Origin of the sequence: Vibrio sp. K4, from assembly GCF_051122595.1 — a bacterium.
GTDB lineage: Bacteria > Pseudomonadota > Gammaproteobacteria > Enterobacterales > Vibrionaceae > Vibrio > Vibrio owensii.
On record NZ_CP178578.1, the window covers coordinates 1,776,908 to 1,795,592 of the forward strand.

The 18,685-nt window shown below is 43.1% G+C and carries 17 protein-coding genes; 5 read left to right on the forward strand and 12 right to left on the reverse strand.

Translation table 11 applies throughout. From position 1 onward, the window contains the following. From ACLIIY_RS25450 to ACLIIY_RS25465, 4 genes are all read right to left on the reverse strand, one after another. Nucleotides 1-699 carry a DUF1223 domain-containing protein gene (locus ACLIIY_RS25450; protein ID WP_434528759.1) on the reverse strand — a complete coding sequence of 233 codons (699 nt, stop codon included), beginning with the start codon at nucleotides 697-699 and terminating at the stop codon, nucleotides 1-3. A 137-nt stretch (nucleotides 700-836) separates the two neighbouring features. Then, the gene (locus ACLIIY_RS25455) at nucleotides 837-1,028 is read right to left on the reverse strand and encodes a hypothetical protein (RefSeq protein WP_005451745.1); all 192 of its coding nucleotides are present in this window, start codon (nucleotides 1,026-1,028) and stop codon (nucleotides 837-839) included. Between the two features lie 279 nt (nucleotides 1,029-1,307). After that, nucleotides 1,308-2,327: a TerC family protein gene (locus ACLIIY_RS25460; protein WP_005441878.1), complete on the reverse strand. Its 1,020-nt coding sequence runs from the start codon at nucleotides 2,325-2,327 to the stop codon at nucleotides 1,308-1,310. Between the two features lie 529 nt (nucleotides 2,328-2,856). Further along, the gene (locus ACLIIY_RS25465) at nucleotides 2,857-4,599 is read right to left on the reverse strand and encodes a bifunctional metallophosphatase/5'-nucleotidase (RefSeq protein WP_434528760.1); all 1,743 of its coding nucleotides are present in this window, start codon (nucleotides 4,597-4,599) and stop codon (nucleotides 2,857-2,859) included. Between the two features lie 273 nt (nucleotides 4,600-4,872). On the opposite strand from ACLIIY_RS25465, the gene ACLIIY_RS25470 reads away from it, so the two are divergent. After that, the gene (locus tag ACLIIY_RS25470) at nucleotides 4,873-6,507 is read left to right on the forward strand and encodes a DUF2813 domain-containing protein (RefSeq protein ID WP_005441885.1); all 1,635 of its coding nucleotides are present in this window, start codon (nucleotides 4,873-4,875) and stop codon (nucleotides 6,505-6,507) included. Between the two features lie 126 nt (nucleotides 6,508-6,633). On the opposite strand, the gene ACLIIY_RS25475 is transcribed toward ACLIIY_RS25470, so the two are convergent. Next, a complete protein-coding gene (locus ACLIIY_RS25475; protein WP_005441887.1) occupies nucleotides 6,634-7,113 on the reverse strand; it encodes a DUF1097 domain-containing protein in 480 nt (159 codons plus the stop codon). A 297-nt stretch (nucleotides 7,114-7,410) separates the two neighbouring features. After that, nucleotides 7,411-8,316, reverse strand: a complete 906-nt coding sequence (locus tag ACLIIY_RS25480) for a LysR substrate-binding domain-containing protein (RefSeq protein ID WP_005441888.1) — start codon at nucleotides 8,314-8,316, stop codon at nucleotides 7,411-7,413. A gap of 286 nt (nucleotides 8,317-8,602) precedes the next feature. Between ACLIIY_RS25480 and focA the strand changes: the two genes are divergently transcribed. Further along, nucleotides 8,603-10,054, forward strand: a complete 1,452-nt coding sequence (gene focA, locus ACLIIY_RS25485; protein WP_331404855.1) for a formate transporter FocA — start codon at nucleotides 8,603-8,605, stop codon at nucleotides 10,052-10,054. 137 nt (nucleotides 10,055-10,191) lie between these two features. On the opposite strand, the gene ACLIIY_RS25490 is transcribed toward focA, so the two are convergent. The 3 genes from ACLIIY_RS25490 to ACLIIY_RS25500 all read right to left on the reverse strand — a co-directional run bounded on the left by ACLIIY_RS25490 (nucleotide 10,192) and on the right by ACLIIY_RS25500 (nucleotide 11,714). Then, nucleotides 10,192-10,761, reverse strand: a complete 570-nt coding sequence (locus ACLIIY_RS25490; protein WP_009704468.1) for a YceI family protein — start codon at nucleotides 10,759-10,761, stop codon at nucleotides 10,192-10,194. Then, nucleotides 10,758-11,297, reverse strand: coding sequence for a cytochrome b (locus ACLIIY_RS25495; protein ID WP_005441891.1), 540 nt, complete (start codon nucleotides 11,295-11,297; stop codon nucleotides 10,758-10,760). The genes ACLIIY_RS25490 and ACLIIY_RS25495 overlap by 4 nt, the downstream gene beginning before the upstream one ends. A 174-nt stretch (nucleotides 11,298-11,471) precedes the next feature. Continuing rightward, complete coding sequence (locus ACLIIY_RS25500; protein ID WP_005441892.1) at nucleotides 11,472-11,714, reverse strand: DUF2164 domain-containing protein; 243 nt, start codon at nucleotides 11,712-11,714, stop codon at nucleotides 11,472-11,474. A gap of 130 nt (nucleotides 11,715-11,844) precedes the next feature. Between ACLIIY_RS25500 and ACLIIY_RS25505 the strand changes: the two genes are divergently transcribed. Beyond that, complete coding sequence (locus ACLIIY_RS25505) at nucleotides 11,845-12,477, forward strand: hypothetical protein (protein WP_434528761.1); 633 nt, start codon at nucleotides 11,845-11,847, stop codon at nucleotides 12,475-12,477. A gap of 194 nt (nucleotides 12,478-12,671) precedes the next feature. Next, entirely contained in the window at nucleotides 12,672-13,460 is a 789-nt protein-coding gene (locus tag ACLIIY_RS25510) for an EAL domain-containing protein (RefSeq protein WP_005441895.1), read from the forward strand. Between the two features lie 30 nt (nucleotides 13,461-13,490). On the opposite strand, the gene ACLIIY_RS25515 is transcribed toward ACLIIY_RS25510, so the two are convergent. Both ACLIIY_RS25515 and ACLIIY_RS25520 read right to left on the reverse strand, forming a co-directional pair. Beyond that, complete coding sequence (locus ACLIIY_RS25515; RefSeq protein WP_334421879.1) at nucleotides 13,491-14,744, reverse strand: DEAD/DEAH box helicase; 1,254 nt, start codon at nucleotides 14,742-14,744, stop codon at nucleotides 13,491-13,493. Nucleotides 14,745-14,819: 75 nt separating this feature from the next. Further along, nucleotides 14,820-15,416 carry an ACP phosphodiesterase gene (locus ACLIIY_RS25520; protein WP_434528762.1) on the reverse strand — a complete coding sequence of 199 codons (597 nt, stop codon included), beginning with the start codon at nucleotides 15,414-15,416 and terminating at the stop codon, nucleotides 14,820-14,822. Nucleotides 15,417-16,022: 606 nt separating this feature from the next. Here ACLIIY_RS25520 and ACLIIY_RS25525 point away from each other — a divergent pair. Then, on the forward strand, nucleotides 16,023-17,453 hold the full coding sequence (locus tag ACLIIY_RS25525; protein WP_434528763.1) for a methyl-accepting chemotaxis protein: 1,431 nt from the start codon (nucleotides 16,023-16,025) through the stop codon (nucleotides 17,451-17,453). A 468-nt stretch (nucleotides 17,454-17,921) separates the two neighbouring features. On the opposite strand, the gene ACLIIY_RS25530 is transcribed toward ACLIIY_RS25525, so the two are convergent. Beyond that, nucleotides 17,922-18,590, reverse strand: a complete 669-nt coding sequence (locus ACLIIY_RS25530; RefSeq protein ID WP_434528764.1) for an HAD-IA family hydrolase — start codon at nucleotides 18,588-18,590, stop codon at nucleotides 17,922-17,924. Nucleotides 18,591-18,685: the final 95 nt, after the last annotated feature.

The window sequence follows — 18,685 nt, forward strand, 5'->3', positions numbered from 1 at the left end:
TTAACGAATCTCACCCGCGACAGTCTGCACACGATTAAAGGTCCCTGGCTCAGTCACCCACGCCGCAACAGCATCAATGTTGTTGATGGGTTGATTGAGCTTAAACGTCCACTCTCCGTTCTTTGAGCGACCTTGTTGCTTCTCTAACGCGACAAAATCATGTTCTAACACTTTCCCTCGGTTTTCACCGCGCTTAACCGGTGTCGTTTCATTACTTGAGAGAAACACAATCGTTGCGTCATACGTACCATTATCTTCAAATCGTAGAGTGAATTGATTGCCAGAGCGTTCTAGTGCTAGTGTTTGAGCTTTCTCGTTGTCGTTGTTGGGTAATACACGCTTACGCCAATTGAAGAATCCGCGCCATTCTTCACCATCAACGACAAATGCCGGAGTATAGACACTCCCTACCGCGCCATAAGCACGATACAAACGTTGCAGCTGAGAGAATTCAGGCTTTGCAAATTTGTCTTTCCAACCAAGATAGTCCCAATAATCAACGTGGTAGGCAACAGGAATGTACTTTCCCCACAAATCAGGGTTGGACTCGAACGTAGAAAGGTATTTGTCTGCTGGTGGACAACTTGAGCAACCTTCGGAGGTAAATAGTTCTATCACTTGTGCGGGCTGTCCTTCATGAACCCAACTTTGTGATGCTGAAAGACTGGTAATAGCAACAAGTGCAATCGCGTTAATCATAGACAGCTCCTTTTCTTTGATACTGACTATGACCGTGCTAGCAACAGATAGCTTTCAATGCGGTTTTAGATGTGGCGATTTCAGATACAAAAATACCGGCGATTAAGCCGGCATTTCGAATTCGCTTTCCATTCAGATTAACGGTACATACCGATGTCTTTCTGAATGTGTGCAGATAGGTCTTCTGCGTAGTAGCTGCGAGGTGCAGAGTTGTCTACGAAAAGAATATCTAGTAAGTGAGCAATCAATCCTTTGAAGTTAACCGCGTAGGTCTTCTTATCCATAGAGGTTGGTAAAGCTACATTTGTCATTTGCATTGCTTGTGCCATGATTGCCTCTCTTTAAAAGCAGTAAATTGTTTTGTTGGTTGTATATTAGTCATTTTTTCTCTGAGCAAAAAATGACAAAATTTGGTAATTCAGATTAGTTTTTCTTATAAAACAATTCCATTACAAACCATAAGAATACAAAATCCAACTAACCGCATACTTATTCAGCAAAGCGAATCTTTAGTTGAATAACTTGGATTTACACAGGTAAACCCAAGTTTATTTGCAACATTTAATTAACCAAATATTCTTTTAAAGGATTTTGAATTTACAAAATACTTAAGAGTTTTGATTAGTAATTTTAACGCTAGAGCTATTGGTTTCTTTGTTCTTATAGATAGAAGCAATAACCGCTGTCGTCATCACTGTCACTAGGAAAGTTAATGACCAAACCGTTGGGATTTCGTATTGCGTGCCAACCAGTAGCATCTTCACACCAATGAACATCATGATCACTGACAGCGCTGGTTTTAGGTACACAAACTTGTCCAACATTGCTTGCAGTACAAAGTACAGAGAACGTAAACCAAGCAGAGCGAACACGTTAGCTGCTAATACCAAGAACGGTTCACGCGTTACCGCAAAGATTGCAGGGATCGAATCCAGTGCGAACATCACGTCCATCACTGCAATCACACCAACAACGATCAGCATTGGCGTTGCAACCCACTTACCTGCTTGTTTCAAGATCAAGTGGTTACCTTGATACTCTTCTGTCACTGGTAAGAATTTACGGATGAACTGCTCAGGGTATGGGTTCACCTCTTCTTCTTCGCCTTTATCTCGCGCCAGTTTAATACCAGTCCAAATTAGGAATGCTGCGAATAGGTAAAGCACCCAATGGTATTGAGCAAGTAATTGAGCACCTACTGCGATCATGATTGCACGCAGAACCAATGCACCAATCACACCCCACAATAGAGCGCGTGGACGCAAATGCTCAGGCACCTTGTATTGCGCAAAGATGATTGCGAACACAAACAAGTTATCGACACTTAACGATTTCTCAAGCAAGTAACCAGTTAAGAATGATATGGTCGCTTTTTCGTGAGTATAAACGCTATGAGGCGCGTAATAATCCCAAAAGAAATAGATAGAGCCTGCAAAGACAAACGCTAATAAGAACCAGAATACGCTCCAACCAATTGCTTTTTTCATGGTAATCACGCCGCCACGAGTCTGATAGATATCGAGAGCGACTAAAACCAAAGTAAATAGGCCGAATACACCGTACATTGTCAGTGATTCTTGCAGTGGAACAGACTGGGATAATTGGGTGGTATTTTCGATAAGAGACATGCTTCCTCCCATGCGGAAGGACATTATTCGGGCTGACCTTCCGCAGACAATACAAACCAACAGTCACATTACCCATGTGTCTGCTAGTCAATGAATGCGTTGGTCTCGTTGAAGTGATCACATGACGAATCAAGTGACACCTTTATTTACCGGATAAGCTGATGCTTAACGAGATGACGATAAATAAACTTGCGCTAACTACTCCCCAAACGCCGCCATCATACCCCTGCTTGCGTCGATATCCAACAAAAAATCGTTATCGATAACAACAAAGTATTTTGTGAAGAATGTTTATCAACGTCATGAATTTGAAGCGGTTCAGATACAAAAAAGGAGCACTTATGCGCCCCTCATTTGTTGAATAGTTGGTCTTTAAAATCCAGTTAGCGGTACAAAGTAAACCAGTGTTGACCAAACTGCGACCCAAGCAACGACAACCGCTGCGTCAGCCCAATCTTTTTTCCACATACTCTCTTCCCTCTTAATCGCATGTGCATCAGGAAGAGAGCAAAAAGGATACCAATAACGGTTATTGATTCTTCTGCGAGTAAAGTTTGTGACCTTGGTTCAAACAGTTTGGTTCGTCCGTAAGTAATTCAATAAAGCAATCCGCCATGGAGAGGTTGCTAACGAAGCCTTCGCCTTTCATATCCAGCAACGCCTCATAGCCCTCTTTGCCTTTCATGGTATAAGCAGACGAAGCACCACGATACCATGCCTCATCGTCAATCTGACACCAACGCTTACCATCAAAAATTTCTAAGCTTTTAATACGTTGGCCTTTTGGAGCGTCTGGTTGGTATTCAAAATTCAAGTTATGCGTATATGGGTAGCTGCCAGAACCGGTCCCTTCAACGCCGTTGTTCAGCGCATTATTGATTGCGCCTTCTAATGCTAGGCGAACCACTTTACCCTGCACGTCATAACAACCGATTGGAACGGCAAATGGCAACAATCGTCCGGCAACATCTGCCACAGTAATATTTCCCGGATTGAGAGAAGTACGCACGCCTCCCGCATTATGAATTGCAAATTGAACGTTATGGCCACGCTTGTTAAGCGCATACAAGAACGAGTGTGCGACTGCCGGAGCAAGTTCGCTTCCACCAAATTCATCAGGAACACGCACATGACGTTTCTTTTCTGCCACATTGGCAATCACTTGTGACTGAAGCTTACGTACTCTCGGGATGTACTTGTCGCTTAAGATCGCTTGTGTTTCTGGGTGCTTTTTACAAACGACCACGTTTGGCTGACCATGAATAAAGTCACACGCTTCTTCGAACACACCTTGGTCAAGTTGCTCATTTAGTGTCGAATCCCAGAAAATGCGTCTTCCGAGTAGCAACTCATTTTGACCACTTAACATGTTCGCTTTGCCGTTTTCATCAAATTCAAGGACACAATGCCCCATGGTTAATGCGTGATAACCGGCTTGGACAACATAAGTATCGTTGACTTTAACACCATAAGGGTCGTCTTCGCCCAAACCGATTGCCGTAAAGTTACCTTGTAATCTATGGCTATGGCCTCCCACAATAATACCAATGCCATCCACTTGCGCTGCGAGTTCTAAATCCCCTTCATAACCTAAGTGACTCAAAAGGATGATGTTTTTAATGCCCGCCTGATGAATTTGTTCAACAGTATGTCTTGCCGTTTCAATAGCAGAGATGAATGGCGTATCGGCATCTGGGTTGGCAATGTCACTCATCTTGTCGATAGACAGGCCAAAGATGGCAACTTTCTCTCCGTGAAACTCTTTCACCAGATATTGCGCGCTTTGAGTTGTCGTATCGAAGCTCAATACGTTATTGCAATCGCCCATGCGGTGATCTTTTGTTGGCAATTCATTTGATAGGTCCCAGTTACCGGCAAGCAACGGGAAGTTGGTACGCTGACAAAACAAAGCAACGGGCTCATTACCCATATCCAGCTCATGATTGCCTAAAGCCATCGCATCGATGTTTAGCGCGTTTAATAAGTCGGCGTTTGCTTTGCCTTTAAATAACGAAAAATACAACGTGCCTTGGAAACAGTCGCCAGCATGAAGAAACAACATGCCCTGACCTTGGCGCTGAGCATCATCGCGAAGCTGCTCTACGCGCGTTGCAATACGTGAAAATCCACCAGCGCTCACGTAAGGCTCTAGTGTACGTTCGTTATCAATATTGAGTTTTAGCTGTAATGACGTTGGCTCAAAGTAGGAATGAGTGTCATTGATGTGCGCCAGTTTGATTCTGACTGGCTTATTATTTTTATTCATTGTCATCTTCTCTCTTTTCATTCCTTTTAATTATTAGAACTGAATCATGACAGAATCATGAATTTTATGAAACAGAGAAATTGTCATTTCATTTTAACGTGATCAAGATTCATCTTACGTACGAATTTGAAAGTGACTGTACGCCTAAACGGTCTGTATTCATAGGTTGATTGCTCTTAAATTTGTGAACTGAGCTTAACTTGCCTAGATCAATTTCATATATGCTTAGGAGAAGCAAAAGAACCCTCGATAATTCAAATAATTGCAAGGAGGAGTGAGATGAGACTAGAACGCATCGAAATCTCTGGGTTTAGAGGCATCAAACGCCTTTCACTCTCTTTTGACGAGCTGACAACTCTGATCGGCGAAAACACTTGGGGTAAGTCTTCCCTTCTTGATGCCCTATCCCTCGCACTGCCAGCTGATGGCTCGCTTTATCAATTTGAAATGACGGATTTTCACGTCGATTACGCCATTTCCCATCCACAGACGCAACACCTTCAAATCGTCTTGTGTTTCAAAGCTCAAGATAAGCAAGAGGTTAACGCGGGGCGCTATCGCCGGATAAAACCAACTTGGTGTGTAAATGCTGATAACGAGAACGTCATTTACTATCGCTTAAGTGCGACGCGCGATGGGCACCATATTACCACCAAATATGCATTTTTAGACTGTGACGGTGAGCCTAAGCAACTTCACCATTCAGAAAAGCTCGCAATTGAGTTGATGACGTTACACCCAGTGATCCGATTACGCGATTCGCGTCGATTCCCTCAGCCCAACCACATTAACGGTGAAAATAAAAACGCCCGCATTGAGAAGCGCATTAACAATACATGCCGCCGCTTGTTTGCCATGCCAGGTCATGTAAATAAAGGCGAAGTACGAAGTAGTTTAGATTCGATGCAAACCCTAGTAGAGCATTACTTTGCCTTCAGAAGCGTGAAGAAAGGTAATCCTCGAAAACCACGCGATGGACTTTTTTACGCCAGCCCTTCTTCAGACAAAGGCTTACCGCAGTTTTTGAAAGAGACAAACAACAAACAGTCACGTCTATTGTTAATGGGCTTGCTTAATGCTTACCTTCAAGCAAAAGGACCGACCGATTTAAGACGTTGTGCTCGACCTATTTTGATCATCGAAGATCCAGAAGGACGTTTGCACCCTACCCATCTCTCTCGTGCTTGGAGCTTGTTGCAACTTCTTCCGATGCAGAAGATTCTAACGACAAATAGTGCACGATTGCTTGGCTCGGTTCCTCTCGCCTCTATACGTCGTTTAATGCGCTTGTCTGACCGTACCATTGCAAAATCACTCAATACAAATCGATTCAGTGTCGATCAATTGCGTCGAATTGGATTCCATATTCGCTTTCATCGTGCTGGCGCTTTATTTGCTCGCTGTTGGCTTTTAGTCGAGGGCGAAACCGAAGTCTGGTTATTCAACGAATTAGCACGTCAATGCGGATATGATTTGGCCGCAGAGGGCGTGCAGATTGTTGAGTTTGCTCAATCGGGATTGAAATCTCTGGTCAAAGTTGCGAAGGAATTCGGCATTGATTGGCACGTGGTGACAGATGGGGATCCTGCTGGTAAAAAATACGCCCATACTGTTCGCGCACATCTGGAAAATGACCAAGAACGTCATCGATTAACAGAACTTCCAGACAGAGACATTGAGCACTTCCTTTACAACAATGGTTTTGAATTATTCTTTAAGGACATTATCAAAGTTCCTCATGATCATCCCATGCCCGCCAAGAAAGTCGTGAGTCGTGTTTTGAAAAAACAGGCCAAGCCAGATTTAGCCTTAGCGATAGTCGCAAACTGTGAAGAGAGAGGTATGGAATGCATTCCTGTTCTCCTACGCTGGACGCTTAAACGCGTGGTAACCATGGCAAATGGCAATACCTGACAACTCGAAGACAAAAAAAAGCACACCAACTGGGTGTGCTTGTATCAAGAATCAGTAATTTTGATTAACGGTATTGAGCGGGATAAGTCTCAACACACAGCGGATACAAATAAGATCGGGGGTTCACTACTGTACTTGCTCAGCAAGCGAAGAAGTAGCGGCTGATTTCGCATGTAACCAAAGTCCTGTTGCTTTCATTAGGTAACCAAACACACCACCTAAAATCAGCGATGGCACTACAAGTTGCCAATTGCCGTCTGCAGCAAAAGTCGCGCATGAGCCAATGAAAGTACCAGGGATGTACGCCAACCAAGCTTGCTTAGCTTGAATACACATGAAAAACGCAACCACAGCAGTAATTACATAGCCAAGAATCTCTAGCCCTGCATAAGTCGAACCGTAGATGATCACCATCGCCCAGAATACACCACTCATGTTGGTGATTAAGCTAATTCCTAAGCCTTTCAAGCCACTTGTCGGGGATGCAAAGTAACTTGTACAACCAAGAAAGCCAGCCCAAGATAATAGGCCTAGGGAGATCGCGATCCAGCCCCACACGCCAGAGAGAATGCCAGTGGTAATAGAGATTGCTAAAAGTGTTGTCATGGTATTCTTACCCGCTTGCTAGTTTCGTACCGTTATGGTTCGAAAACTGCCTTCATACATTGAAATCAGGCAGTCAATACTAGGCATATAGATCGAATACTTCGGTGATTATGATCACATTAAAGTTCATATTGTTTCATTTTTTACACGTTAAATTTGACGCAACCGATAAATCAACAGATTTCGAAAATAACAAAGTCTCAATAAATTGAGCGAAACGAGCAATAAATGACAAAAAAGGCCCTGCGAGATGCAGAGCCTTTTCTAAGATACGATCATTTTGTTTCGAATATCGCTTTAAAGCACTGAAGGTTTACCCTTCATCATGCGTAAGCCTTCACGCTTAATGCAATCAACCAGCGGGTTTTCCGCCATATCGGCACGCCAGATAAATGACAACGTTCGATCCATCTTTAAATCAGGTACGTTCAATGCAACCAAATCACCGGCTTCGATGTAACGCTCTACATCAAGGTATGGCAGACAAGTCAAGTACTGCCCATTCGACACTAAACTTCTCAGTACTGGCACGTGTTCATATTCGCGCCATACATCCAAATCTTCAATAAGATGGTGAATTGAGCTATCAAAAATCTTGCGAGTTCCAGAGCCGTGTTCACGCAATACCCATTTTGCTTGCTCTAGTTGCGCTAGACTCACAGACGAGTTCCGTGCAAATGGATGGTGAGACGCTGCAACTACGGTAAGATGGTCACGACACCAAATCTCTTGGTGTAAACGGTTGTCATCGCAGCGACCTTCAATCACGCCTAGGTCGTATTTGTAATCTAGAACACCATCAATGACTGCTTGCGTACTTTGCACGCCTAACGAAATTCGCATCTCTGGAAAGTCGTTATCAATGATACTGATAAGGTCAGGAACCAAGTGTTCTGCCGGCGTTTGACTCGCACCTAATCGAATGTGTCCACTCAGCAAATGTTGCTCATAAAATCCCATTTCGATTTGCAGTGCGTCTTGTAACAAACGCTTTGCTTTCGGCCTTAACCACATCCCCCAATGCGTTAACGCCATTTGCTTGCCTTGCCTTTCAAATAAAGGTCTGCCAAGCATTTTTTCTAACTGAGCGAGCGACATACTTGTCGCTGATTGTGTCAGAGCCAGTTTATCTGCGGCCTGGCTTACACTGCCGGTATCTGCAACTGCGTCAAAAACCGCTAATTGCTTAAGTGAGTAGCGCAAAGTTTCCTCCCTAATTGGCGAGTATTCACCATACTCTCGCAACCCCAAAAATACTGCGTTAATACGCAATGAAGTTCATTTTACCTGCCTTGAAAAACTTATCAAATAATTTGATGAGAATTCTAAATATTATCAATTTTACCTGTACCACTCGTCCGCTTAATCTGGATATGCGGTTCGGGAACACCGCAACAAAAAACAATAACACCTTCTCTTTCGAGCGCATTAAATGCCTCGATTTCATTAACCAAGGAGTTTCTATGGAACCACAAACTAAGGAGTCAATATGGCGGTGACCAGCTCTCAAAATCATCAGTATTTCTCACCAAAAGAAATGATGGCTGAAGCTGAGAAGTTTGCCCTTAGCAAAGCAAACAAAACCAGCGGCATGACACTGGGTTTGGCAATTATGGCAGGCGCATTCATCGGTTTAGCATTCTTGTTTTACATCACAGTGACAACAGGTAGTGCGGACGCAGGTTGGGGGCTTAGCCGTCTTGCAGGTGGTTTAGCATTCAGTATGGGTTTGATACTCATCGTCATTTGTGGTGGTGAGTTGTTTACCAGCTCAGTGCTTTCGAGCATCTCATGGGCAAACAAACAAATCTCATTCGGCAAAATGTTGTCGATTTGGGGCAAGGTTTATGTAGGTAACTTCATCGGTGCGATGTTCCTACTTGCATTGGTAAGCGCTGCTGGTTTGTACCAGATGGATGCGGGTCAATGGGGTTTAAACGCACTAAACATTGCACAGCACAAGCTACACCACACATTGGTACAAGCATTTGCACTGGGCATTCTATGTAACTTATTGGTTTGTCTTGCTATTTGGCTAACGTTCAGTTCTGCAAATGCAATGACAAAAGCAGCGATGACCATCATGCCGGTGGCAATGTTCGTCAGCAGTGGCTTTGAGCACTGTGTAGCAAACATGTTCATGGTACCGCTAGGCATCGTAATCGCGAATTTCGCACCAGAATCTTTCTGGACTTCGGTTGGCGTATCGGCTTCTCAATACGCAGACCTAAATGTTGGCCACTTTATCACTGCAAACTTAATTCCAGTGACTCTGGGCAACATTGTTGGCGGCGCTGTGTTAGTTGGCTTAGCTAACTGGTGTATCTACCGTCGACCAGAACTAAAAGCAGCAAAAGTTTCATCCATTACAAACACTACAACACTAACGTCAGTTAAGGAAAGCACTATGAAAAACGCATCAATTGTAAAAGAAATCATGAACCCGAGCCCAGTTACTCTGAGCGTAGAAATGCCAGTTTCAACTGCACTAGATACCCTATTGGACAACAATCTAATCAGTGCTCCTGTTGTTGACATCGACAATCGTTTGGTTGGTTTCTTCTCAGCGCACGACGTAATGGTTGAGTTGTGGTGCCAAGATTACATCCCTGCTCAAGAACAAAAAGTAGTAGATTTGATGAGCCGTGACGTTGTAGCGATTGATGCTGGTGACCGTTTAGTGGATGTAGTTGAGTTCCTATGTATCGATAAAGAACAACTTTACCCAACAACAAGTATGGGTATGGCGACGCGCTTTACTTCTCTTTCTCTTGAAGAGCGTGCTAAGAGCATCAAAGTAAGCAAGCCACAAGTACTTCCTGTATTAGAAAACGGTTTGATGGTTGGTGTAGTAACACGTAACGAGGTACTAAAAGCACTACGTCCAGTTTACGGCGAACGTCTAAACCTAGTTGAAGACAAAGTACTAGAAACTGCATAAGACTATTACAACGAATAACTAGCAACTAGCAACTAGCAACTAGCAAGACAAGTTGGCACCAATAAAAAAGCGCTCTATTTAGAGCGCTTTCTTCATTTATGTCGTAAAGAACGAAGTAAATCGTGAAGAACTAGAAGTTACTTCTTAACACCTTCGATGTGCAGTTCCATATCAACGTAGCTTGAAGAACCCATTACAGGAATTTCAAAATCAGCAAGCTCAAGACGAGTTTGACCGATGAAGCCTGCACGCTCACCACCCCATGGGTCGTTACCTGCACCAACAAATTCCGCTTCGATTGTGATTGGTTTCGTTACACCATGAAGAGTAAGGTCACCCGTTACGTCTAGTTTACCGTCACCTTTGTCTACAACTTTTGTACTCTTGAACGTCGCTTCGCTGTATTTGCCTGCGTCGATGAAGTCACCGCTACGGATGTGCTTGTCACGCTCAGCATGGTTTGAATCAAGGCTTGTGGTATCTACCACTACGTTTACTTTAGAGTCAGCGATGTTGTTTTCATCAAAAGAAAAGTCACCAGAAAATGTATTAAAACGACCTTTGATGAAACTGTAACCTAGGTGGCTAACTTTGAAGTTGATTGATGCGTGGGCACCTTTAGTATCGATAACATAATCTGCGGCGTTAGCACCAAACGGTAGTGCCATAGCGATTGCTAATCCTGTAGCGAAAAGTGACTTTTTCATTTTGAAGCTCCTAACATTTTTCTTAATGTGTTGTCTTTATCGATAAAGTGATGTTTGAGTGCAGCAGCAGCATGCAATCCTGCCATTAGGATCACAGCCCAAGCTGCATAAAAGTGGATTTCACCTGCAATGTCTGATTGACCAGGGAATAACTCTCCTGCGCTTGGTACGGTAAACCAGTTAAATACTTCGATACCGCGACCATCAGATGTTGAGATGAGGTAACCTGAAACAAAGATAGTAATAAGCAACAGGTACATAACCCCATGTGCGGCTTTTGCTGCAACTACCTCGTAAGGTTTACCTTCTACTTTTGGTGACGCCGTCACATGTTTCCACACGATGCGACCTAAAGTGAGTATTGCCAGTAAAATGCCCACAGAGCGGTGATAATGTGGTGCGGTTTGGTACCATTCACTGTAGTAGCTTAAATCGACCATCCACAGACCCACAGCAAACAAGCCGATAATGCAAAGCGCTGAAATCCAATGCATCGCTCTCGCCGGCACGTTGTAGTTCTTTACCAGTGTTTCCATCTCACGTTCCTAGATATCTTCCTAAGTTGATGTTGAGCAAGAAACACAACATTAACTTATTTGCCTTGTATGCAACAGATTATTTACCATCCTTTACATCAAACCAATAATACCTTTTTAAACAACTTGTTCGAAAAATTAGAAGGAACTTCAAACCATTTAAAAATCGGACACTTAGAGTTGAACTTCTTGCTCTATCTCATACAGTTCGTCCGTCATTTCTAACATGCGTCGTTCGATCACGGTTTTGGCGTCTTCGATGCCCTTGTTGTAGTAGATAGGCGCTAATTTTTCAGTGATGAAATCAATCAAAAACTCACTGTCGAACTGGCCTATTTCCACTTCCAACTCGTCTTGCATGTAATCTTGTATCGCTGTCGCCAATGCTTCTTTTTGTGCTCTTTCTAGTTTGATCATATTTTACCTGCGGAACTCTATTCTCAATTTTGATGTTTAGATCAAGAAGTTGCCTATCTAAATTAGTCTATCCTAAAAGGACTATGCTAACCTTTCGCCGTTCAATTTGTTAACCGTTAAGGGATATTCTTTGCTACTCGACTTAGTCATCCAAAGTGTCAATGATTTTCAGGACGATTGTCTCAAACTGTGTGAGAAGCATTATCCTGCGGTACATAACCAAGGTATGAGTGAACACCACCTCGGCCTCGCATTTGCTCGACGCATGGAGCACACTTTTCGTCACTTTGGTCATAGCAGTACCATCAAACCTATTGAAGTACTTGATGCCCCCGACCTGCCACACCACTACCGCATCTCATCTGAAATTGGAACGGTTTGGGTATTGAGCCACCATTTAGTCAGTGCTGGCAACTCATGCCGAGAGAACCTGCTCTCTTCGATAACGGAATGGCAAAGTGAATATGGTTATGCCCTGCAGCCTAACGACCTATTGTTTTTAGTCAGCGATCATTGGATCAGTCGCAGCAAAACCAGCCGTGAGCTGTTGCACTGGTGGATGGGAGAATTACCAGAACCGATTAACGAGTATACAGAGCAAGGTATTACCCTGTTTACCAGCAAATCACAGCTGACTTATTCATTAGATACACGTTTTGGGATCAGCCCTTGTTACATCAAATTCGGCCACCCTTTACGACGTTCCAATAAACAACAACAGGTAAGAAAGTACATTCAGCTGTATGCGGTTTTACAGTGGTAGCATCAAATAGCAACGGGTAGATTATCAGTTCATTCAGCGATTTGTTTGAGGCGGGTCGATATTTCTGAGTGTGTTGAGCTATCTCGCTTGCCTTGCCTACGCTCCCCGCTTAGATTCAAGAAACTAAAATAAAACTAGATGCACAACAATCAGTTAAGCATCAATACAGTGTCTTGGTCTAGGTTACAACAATAATGATGAGTATCTCGCAGCTGCTTAGCTGCATTTTAAAACAAGTAGATGGTCAGTACATCGCGCAATATAAACAGCTGACATTGCGAAGCGTGTTTCAACCTATTTATCAAAAAGATCTTTCCATTATCGGTCTAGAAGCCTTGGTTCGTATTAGTAACCAAGATGGCTTAATGATTCGACCTGACCAGTTCTTTCAATCCACTACGATTCCTACAGAAGATCAAATCAACGTTGAGCGACTAAGCCGTCTCATTCACATCAGTAACTTTGGTCAATCCAAGTTTCGCAATAAAAAGCTCTTTCTCAACGTTCTACCAAAAGCAGCAGAAATGCTCGCAAAAGACATTTCCTATAGCAACTTATTAAAGCAGTCCATTATTGAAGCGGATTTGTGCCGTGAACAGATTGTGATGGAATTGGTAGAGCTCGATGCGAGCGACGAAAACTTCTTATACAAAGCAACAAAAGAGCTAAGCGATAACGGCTATTTATTGGCAATAGACGATTACGGCATTGATGCTTCAACAATAGAACGCGTTAGGTGTGTAAAACCCAACATCATTAAAATCGATCGTTCGCTGTTATTGAGATATGAGAATGGTGATTTTTCTTGTTTGATGGAAGCGTTGTCTTTGGCAAAAGATATTCGCTCAAAAACCGTTATAGAAGGAATTGAAACCGAGCATCAACTTAACTTAATGAAAAAGCTCGGTTTCGATATGTATCAAGGCTACTTATTGGCAATGCCACAAACGCTTGAAGCCTACCGGGAAGCAAAGACGGCATAATCAGAGTTACTGATGAATACCATCATCTTTTTATTTTCGGTTCTTACCACGGTTTTTATGAATCGCCAGTTTCGCCTTCATCTTGCGTTTTTCTGATGAACGACTCTTACGACGACCACCGCCATTACGCTCCGGTTCAACCTCTTCGATTAAACTCGGTTCAAAACCTTCCAACCATTCTTGCGGCAAACGTTGATCAAGCAGGTTTTCTATAGCATGCAATAGATACTCTTCATCACGGCTCATCAAAGAAACGGCCAAACCAGATTTACCTGCACGGCCAGTACGACCAATGCGGTGAACATAATCTTCGGCTTTGAACGGCATGTCGAAGTTCACTACTTGTTCTAGTTCTTGAATGTCCAAACCACGAGCCGCTACATCTGTCGCGATAAGCGCACGTACTTTACCTTCTTTGAATTCATCAAGCGCACGTTGACGAGCACCTTGTGATTTATCGCCGTTGATAGAAACCGCTTTAATGCCATCCAGCTTAAGCTCTTTGGCCAACTCATCGCTGCCTTGTTTGGTTTTAGTAAACACCAACACTTGCTGCCAGTTACGAGAACCAATTAAGTAAGCAAGTAGCTCACGCTTGCGCTTTTTATCAACTGGATAAACCATCTGTTTAACGGTTTCTGCGGTCGTGTTTGCTGGCGACACTTCCACTTCAACCGGAGAGTCCATCAGTTTGTACGCGATGGTTTTGATGCGCTTTTCAAATGTTGCTGAGAACAACATGATCTGTTTATCTTGAGGTAGACGACGAAGAATGCGTTGCAGATCTGGCCAGAAGCCCATGTCTAACATGCGGTCTGCTTCATCAAGCACAAGAACGCCTGTTTTAGAGATGTTTACATTGCCGTTAAACAAGTGGTCAAGTAAGCGGCCAGGCGTCGCGATCAGAATGTCTGCGCCCTCTTCTAGCTTTCTCTTTTGTACACCAATGCTGGTACCACCATAAACACAAACAATTTTAAGGTCAGTGTTTTCTGAGTACTGCGTCAGGTTATCCATGACTTGCTGGGCAAGTTCACGCGTTGGTACGAGAATCAGTGCTTGCGGTGTTCCGTTTCGTTTCTTTTGCTGAACCGTCTGAATGATCGGCAAACCAAATGCAGCCGTTTTACCTGTACCGGTTTGAGCGGCAGCCAGTAGATCTTTACCTTCCAACACATGCGGAATCGACTTTTCCTGAACAGGAGTCGGGGTAACGATATTCATACCGCTTAGGGTATCAACCAACTGTTGTTCAATGCCAAGATCAGCGAAATTAACGGACATGATAAACCTCATAATTTTTGGAGCGCAGAGTTTACCAGAGCCCCTTTGGTCATACTACCTTTAGCAGTCAAGACGTTATGAATTAATTAACTGTTGATGATACTCAGCGGATTGACGCAACACATCTTGATATAGCGCAGCAAATTTCACTTCTAATTGCTCATATTCATTGTCCAGAACTTCGAACGTTGTCGTTAAGTCAGCCATTCTTGGGCTTCTTTGGGACATCCGATGAAGGGCAAACTCGATGTTTTCTAAGTATTGATATGACTGTAGCCAACCACCACTCCACATTCGGCTGTGAAGCATTAAAAATCGCGGAGGAAGGTCGTCAGAGATTTGTTTGTTCACTTCGCAATACGCATAACGAACGAAGGAATCTAAAGATTGCGGGCTGAATGTGCGCCAGTGTTTCGCTAAACAATGGTCCCAAAACATATCAAGTGCAATGGGTGCGAAACGTCGAGCAACACCTGTGAAGTGCGGTTTACATTCTTCAACAAGAGCATGATGGTCGGTAATGCGATCAACGAAACGGTGGAGTTTGATGCCATTGGAAATATCAGTCTGATATTGCTTGCTTGGATCTCCCTTTACGAAATCTCCAAGCAAGTTTCCCATTAAATGGCTATTACAGTGATCTGCAATATGCAGGTGGGCTAGAAAGTTCATTAGACGCTGTGAGTGGCCTTTTGGCTCGTCTTACATGAACTTAGTATAACGTCTGTTGTGACGCGATGAGAGTACTAATTGTACTTATTCGGCTTCGTCTTCTGAGCCAATGTAGTCCGACAGGATAATACCGATTTCAAGAGCATCTAGCATCTCTAGGCATTCGTCGTTTTGATATTGGTCGCTCATTGTGACCTCCTTTGTTTTACATCTCCTGAAGCTGCTTGCTTCAATCTCTACTGCCATTTCTTTTCTTCATCGATGACAGCAACTCCTTTTTATAGCCTTTATATGACACATTCATGACAGCGAGAAGTAAAGTTTTAGAAAGCTATGACAGAAATCATAAGTAAACGTTTGCTCTAATAACACCCTCTCGTTCATCAATTGCATTAAATTGCACCCATCCTTTCTTTAACAAACTGTCAGTTTTTATTTAGTTTTTTGTCATTTATGGAGACGACGTACCGTTATAAGCGATCATAGATCTCATATTTTGAAATCTATCAACCTCTCGTTACATATTTTGCTGATAACCATCGCATATTTTGTTTCGATATATCTCTAAGTTTGTTCATCCCCTTTTCATCTCAAATGGAGCTATAAATGAGAGAAGTTGAGTTTAGAACGATAGACAGGTTATTTATAAAGATGTCTATCAACGACAAAATGTGGGTCATTTTCCTTCTATTCCTAGTGACTTTAACTTCAGTGGCGGGAAGCCGTTATTTCAATGATATTCAACAGTTTGAGCAGCAATCTATCCTTGCGGCAGAAGCGAAGCTCTCAGGCATAGTTCAAGCTCAAGTACAAAACGTAGCGAGTGTGAATGGCGTGGTAAACGTAAGCAACGTTAATGATGCCAAATTCAACAACGGCACCGTGACGGTTTATGCGAAGCTGAATTCCGGTCAGGCAATCCAACTGACAGAAAACCTTTCACGCCAATTTGAGCAAGCAAAATCTGACGCTTTAACCTCTTTCCTTCTTAGCTTGCTTTGGATGGTACCATTCGCCCTTTTCACTTACTGGGTTGCGACTTTCCTTGGTGGTGCGCTTTGGGTGCTATACACCACTACACAGAAAATTGGTGAAGGTGACTTAACTTCTCGCCTAGGTTTTCATCCGGGTCGTGATGAGTTTGGTACGATTGGTTGCGCACTAGATAAATCAATGGATACGCTGACAGAACTTGTCAACAATGTAAAAGACAATGCCAACACGTTAAGTGAGACATCCGCTGCGTTTGAGCAAGACATGAAGCTCAGTGAAACGCAAATTGCACATCAATACCAGACGCTAGATTCTGTTGCGACAGCGATGGAAGAGATGACGGCTTCAGCAAAAGAAGTCTCAAGTATCTCTCAGCAAGCTACTTTGCAATCAGATCAAGATGCTCAGCAAATCGAAAATAGCCGCAATCGAGTTCAAAGCGTCATTTCGGAAATCGAAACGCTATCGAGTTACATCGAACAAGCATCCGCATCTGTTAGCAGTTTGAACGAAAACACGACACAGATTAACGATGTGATTACTACGATTAACGCAATATCAGAACAAACCAACCTTCTCGCGCTAAATGCCGCTATTGAAGCTGCGCGCGCTGGTGAACAAGGTCGTGGTTTTGCAGTTGTCGCAGATGAAGTTCGTACCCTTGCTAGCCGCACGCAACAAGCAACCGTCGAAATCCAAGCGATGATTGAGAAATTGCAAACGGAAAGCCAGAACATTGCGTCTATTACTGACCGCACGGTTCAACAAGCACAAACAAGCAGCCAGTTGATTGATGAGATTGGTGGTGACGTCACCGCAATTGCCGACTCTGCACGTTCATTAATGGACATGAGTATTCAGATTTCAACGTCTGCCGAAGAACAAAGTGCCGTCGCGAATGACATCGCTTCTGAGCTGTCTGACATTCGTTCGCAATCCAATACTATTCGTGAAGTTGCCGAACAATCGACAACTGGTGTGGCAAACTTAACCAAAGCGTCTCAATCCCTTGGCGAAGTATTGAAGCGATACCGAACAGCCTAAAACACGAACACCCCAAAAAGCTCCCAATGTGGAGCTTTTTTTATGCTCCATTAACGGCAATGGACAAGAAGCGACCATTAGATTGAGGAGGGAAAGCGAGCGAAAAAATAATTAAATCAAGTGTTCGATGAGTGCTTGTTTAATTTACTTTGAAGTGAATCGAAATAATTCTCTGAATTCGACTAAAGAATGTTCAAAGGTTAGGTGTTCGGCTATTCTAGATCTTGCCAATTTAATTTTGCTGCTGGTGAACAATATGAATAATTACAACAAAACAAAAGACACTGAAGATCTCCAGTGTCCACTCTGCCAATGCGATGAATATCTGATTTCATCCGATGGTGAAAAATTCACATGTGCCTCTTGCGGGTTTCATACAAAAAACTTTTCTTCCATCCAGTGCTTACATCAAACTCCTTACCTACAAACTAAATTTAAACACATCCATAGTTTGAGTAATATTTGTCACTAAACTGAGCAGCCTAAGAGCTGCTCTTTTAGTTCATCTAGATGGGAAATTTGAATAACACGTTCGTCATCGACCAAGTTGATCGATGCGCCGTTGTATAGTTGTACGGTTTTTATGCCAGCGTTAAGCCCTGCTTCAACGCCTTTAGGTGTGTCATCAATGTATAAGCAATCACTTGGTAAAAAGCCCATATTCATCGCGCTGTACATGATCAAGTCTGGTTCAGGCTTCCAGCTGTTTGCATCAAACGCAGAGAACACTTTGCCTTTAAACGCATCAAGTAATCCCGTCAACTCAAGCGAGTATTCGATTTTATCTTTTGGTCCATTCGACGCCACACAATACTCAATATTGTGCGAATCTAAAAACTGGATAAGTCGTTTCGCACCGTCCATTGGTTTTAAATGACGGACAAACAGTTTCTGTAACTCGTCACGGTATTGCGGCTCTAGTACATCAATCGGAACATTTAAGTTCATCAACTCTTTAGCGTCACGAAGGATATCGGCAAGCTTACCGCCTCTGAAGTGCTCTACGCATTCACTAAAATTCATCTCTGCACCGTATTGGCCAAAGACGTTCACTAAGGCCTGACAACACAGGCGTTCACTGTCTACTAGCGTGCCATCACAATCAAAGATGACACATTTAATATTGTTAATAGCCATACGCCCTTCCCCCCGACGCTGAATATCTTAAAAACTTTAGCTGACCAATTTATTTGGCCTTATTGACTTATTTATTTGTACTAAATATGTATCAA

Excerpts from the sequence above, each read along its gene's own strand:
- ACLIIY_RS25450 (WP_434528759.1), bottom strand. The coding sequence starts at position 699 with ATGATTAACGCGATTGCACTTGTTGCTATTACCAGTCTTTCAGCATCA.
- ACLIIY_RS25455 (WP_005451745.1), bottom strand. The coding sequence starts at position 1,028 with ATGGCACAAGCAATGCAAATGACAAATGTAGCTTTACCAACCTCTATG.
- ACLIIY_RS25460 (WP_005441878.1), bottom strand. The coding sequence starts at position 2,327 with ATGTCTCTTATCGAAAATACCACCCAATTATCCCAGTCTGTTCCACTG.
- ACLIIY_RS25465 (WP_434528760.1), bottom strand. The coding sequence starts at position 4,599 with ATGACAATGAATAAAAATAATAAGCCAGTCAGAATCAAACTGGCGCAC.
- ACLIIY_RS25470 (WP_005441885.1), top strand. The coding sequence starts at position 4,873 with ATGAGACTAGAACGCATCGAAATCTCTGGGTTTAGAGGCATCAAACGC.
- ACLIIY_RS25475 (WP_005441887.1), bottom strand. The coding sequence starts at position 7,113 with ATGACAACACTTTTAGCAATCTCTATTACCACTGGCATTCTCTCTGGC.
- focA (WP_331404855.1), top strand. The coding sequence starts at position 8,603 with ATGGCGGTGACCAGCTCTCAAAATCATCAGTATTTCTCACCAAAAGAA.
- ACLIIY_RS25490 (WP_009704468.1), bottom strand. The coding sequence starts at position 10,761 with ATGAAAAAGTCACTTTTCGCTACAGGATTAGCAATCGCTATGGCACTA.
- ACLIIY_RS25495 (WP_005441891.1), bottom strand. The coding sequence starts at position 11,297 with ATGGAAACACTGGTAAAGAACTACAACGTGCCGGCGAGAGCGATGCAT.
- ACLIIY_RS25500 (WP_005441892.1), bottom strand. The coding sequence starts at position 11,714 with ATGATCAAACTAGAAAGAGCACAAAAAGAAGCATTGGCGACAGCGATA.
- ACLIIY_RS25510 (WP_005441895.1), top strand. The coding sequence starts at position 12,672 with ATGATGAGTATCTCGCAGCTGCTTAGCTGCATTTTAAAACAAGTAGAT.
- ACLIIY_RS25515 (WP_334421879.1), bottom strand. The coding sequence starts at position 14,744 with ATGTCCGTTAATTTCGCTGATCTTGGCATTGAACAACAGTTGGTTGAT.
- ACLIIY_RS25520 (WP_434528762.1), bottom strand. The coding sequence starts at position 15,416 with ATGAACTTTCTAGCCCACCTGCATATTGCAGATCACTGTAATAGCCAT.
- ACLIIY_RS25525 (WP_434528763.1), top strand. The coding sequence starts at position 16,023 with ATGAGAGAAGTTGAGTTTAGAACGATAGACAGGTTATTTATAAAGATG.
- ACLIIY_RS25530 (WP_434528764.1), bottom strand. The coding sequence starts at position 18,590 with ATGGCTATTAACAATATTAAATGTGTCATCTTTGATTGTGATGGCACG.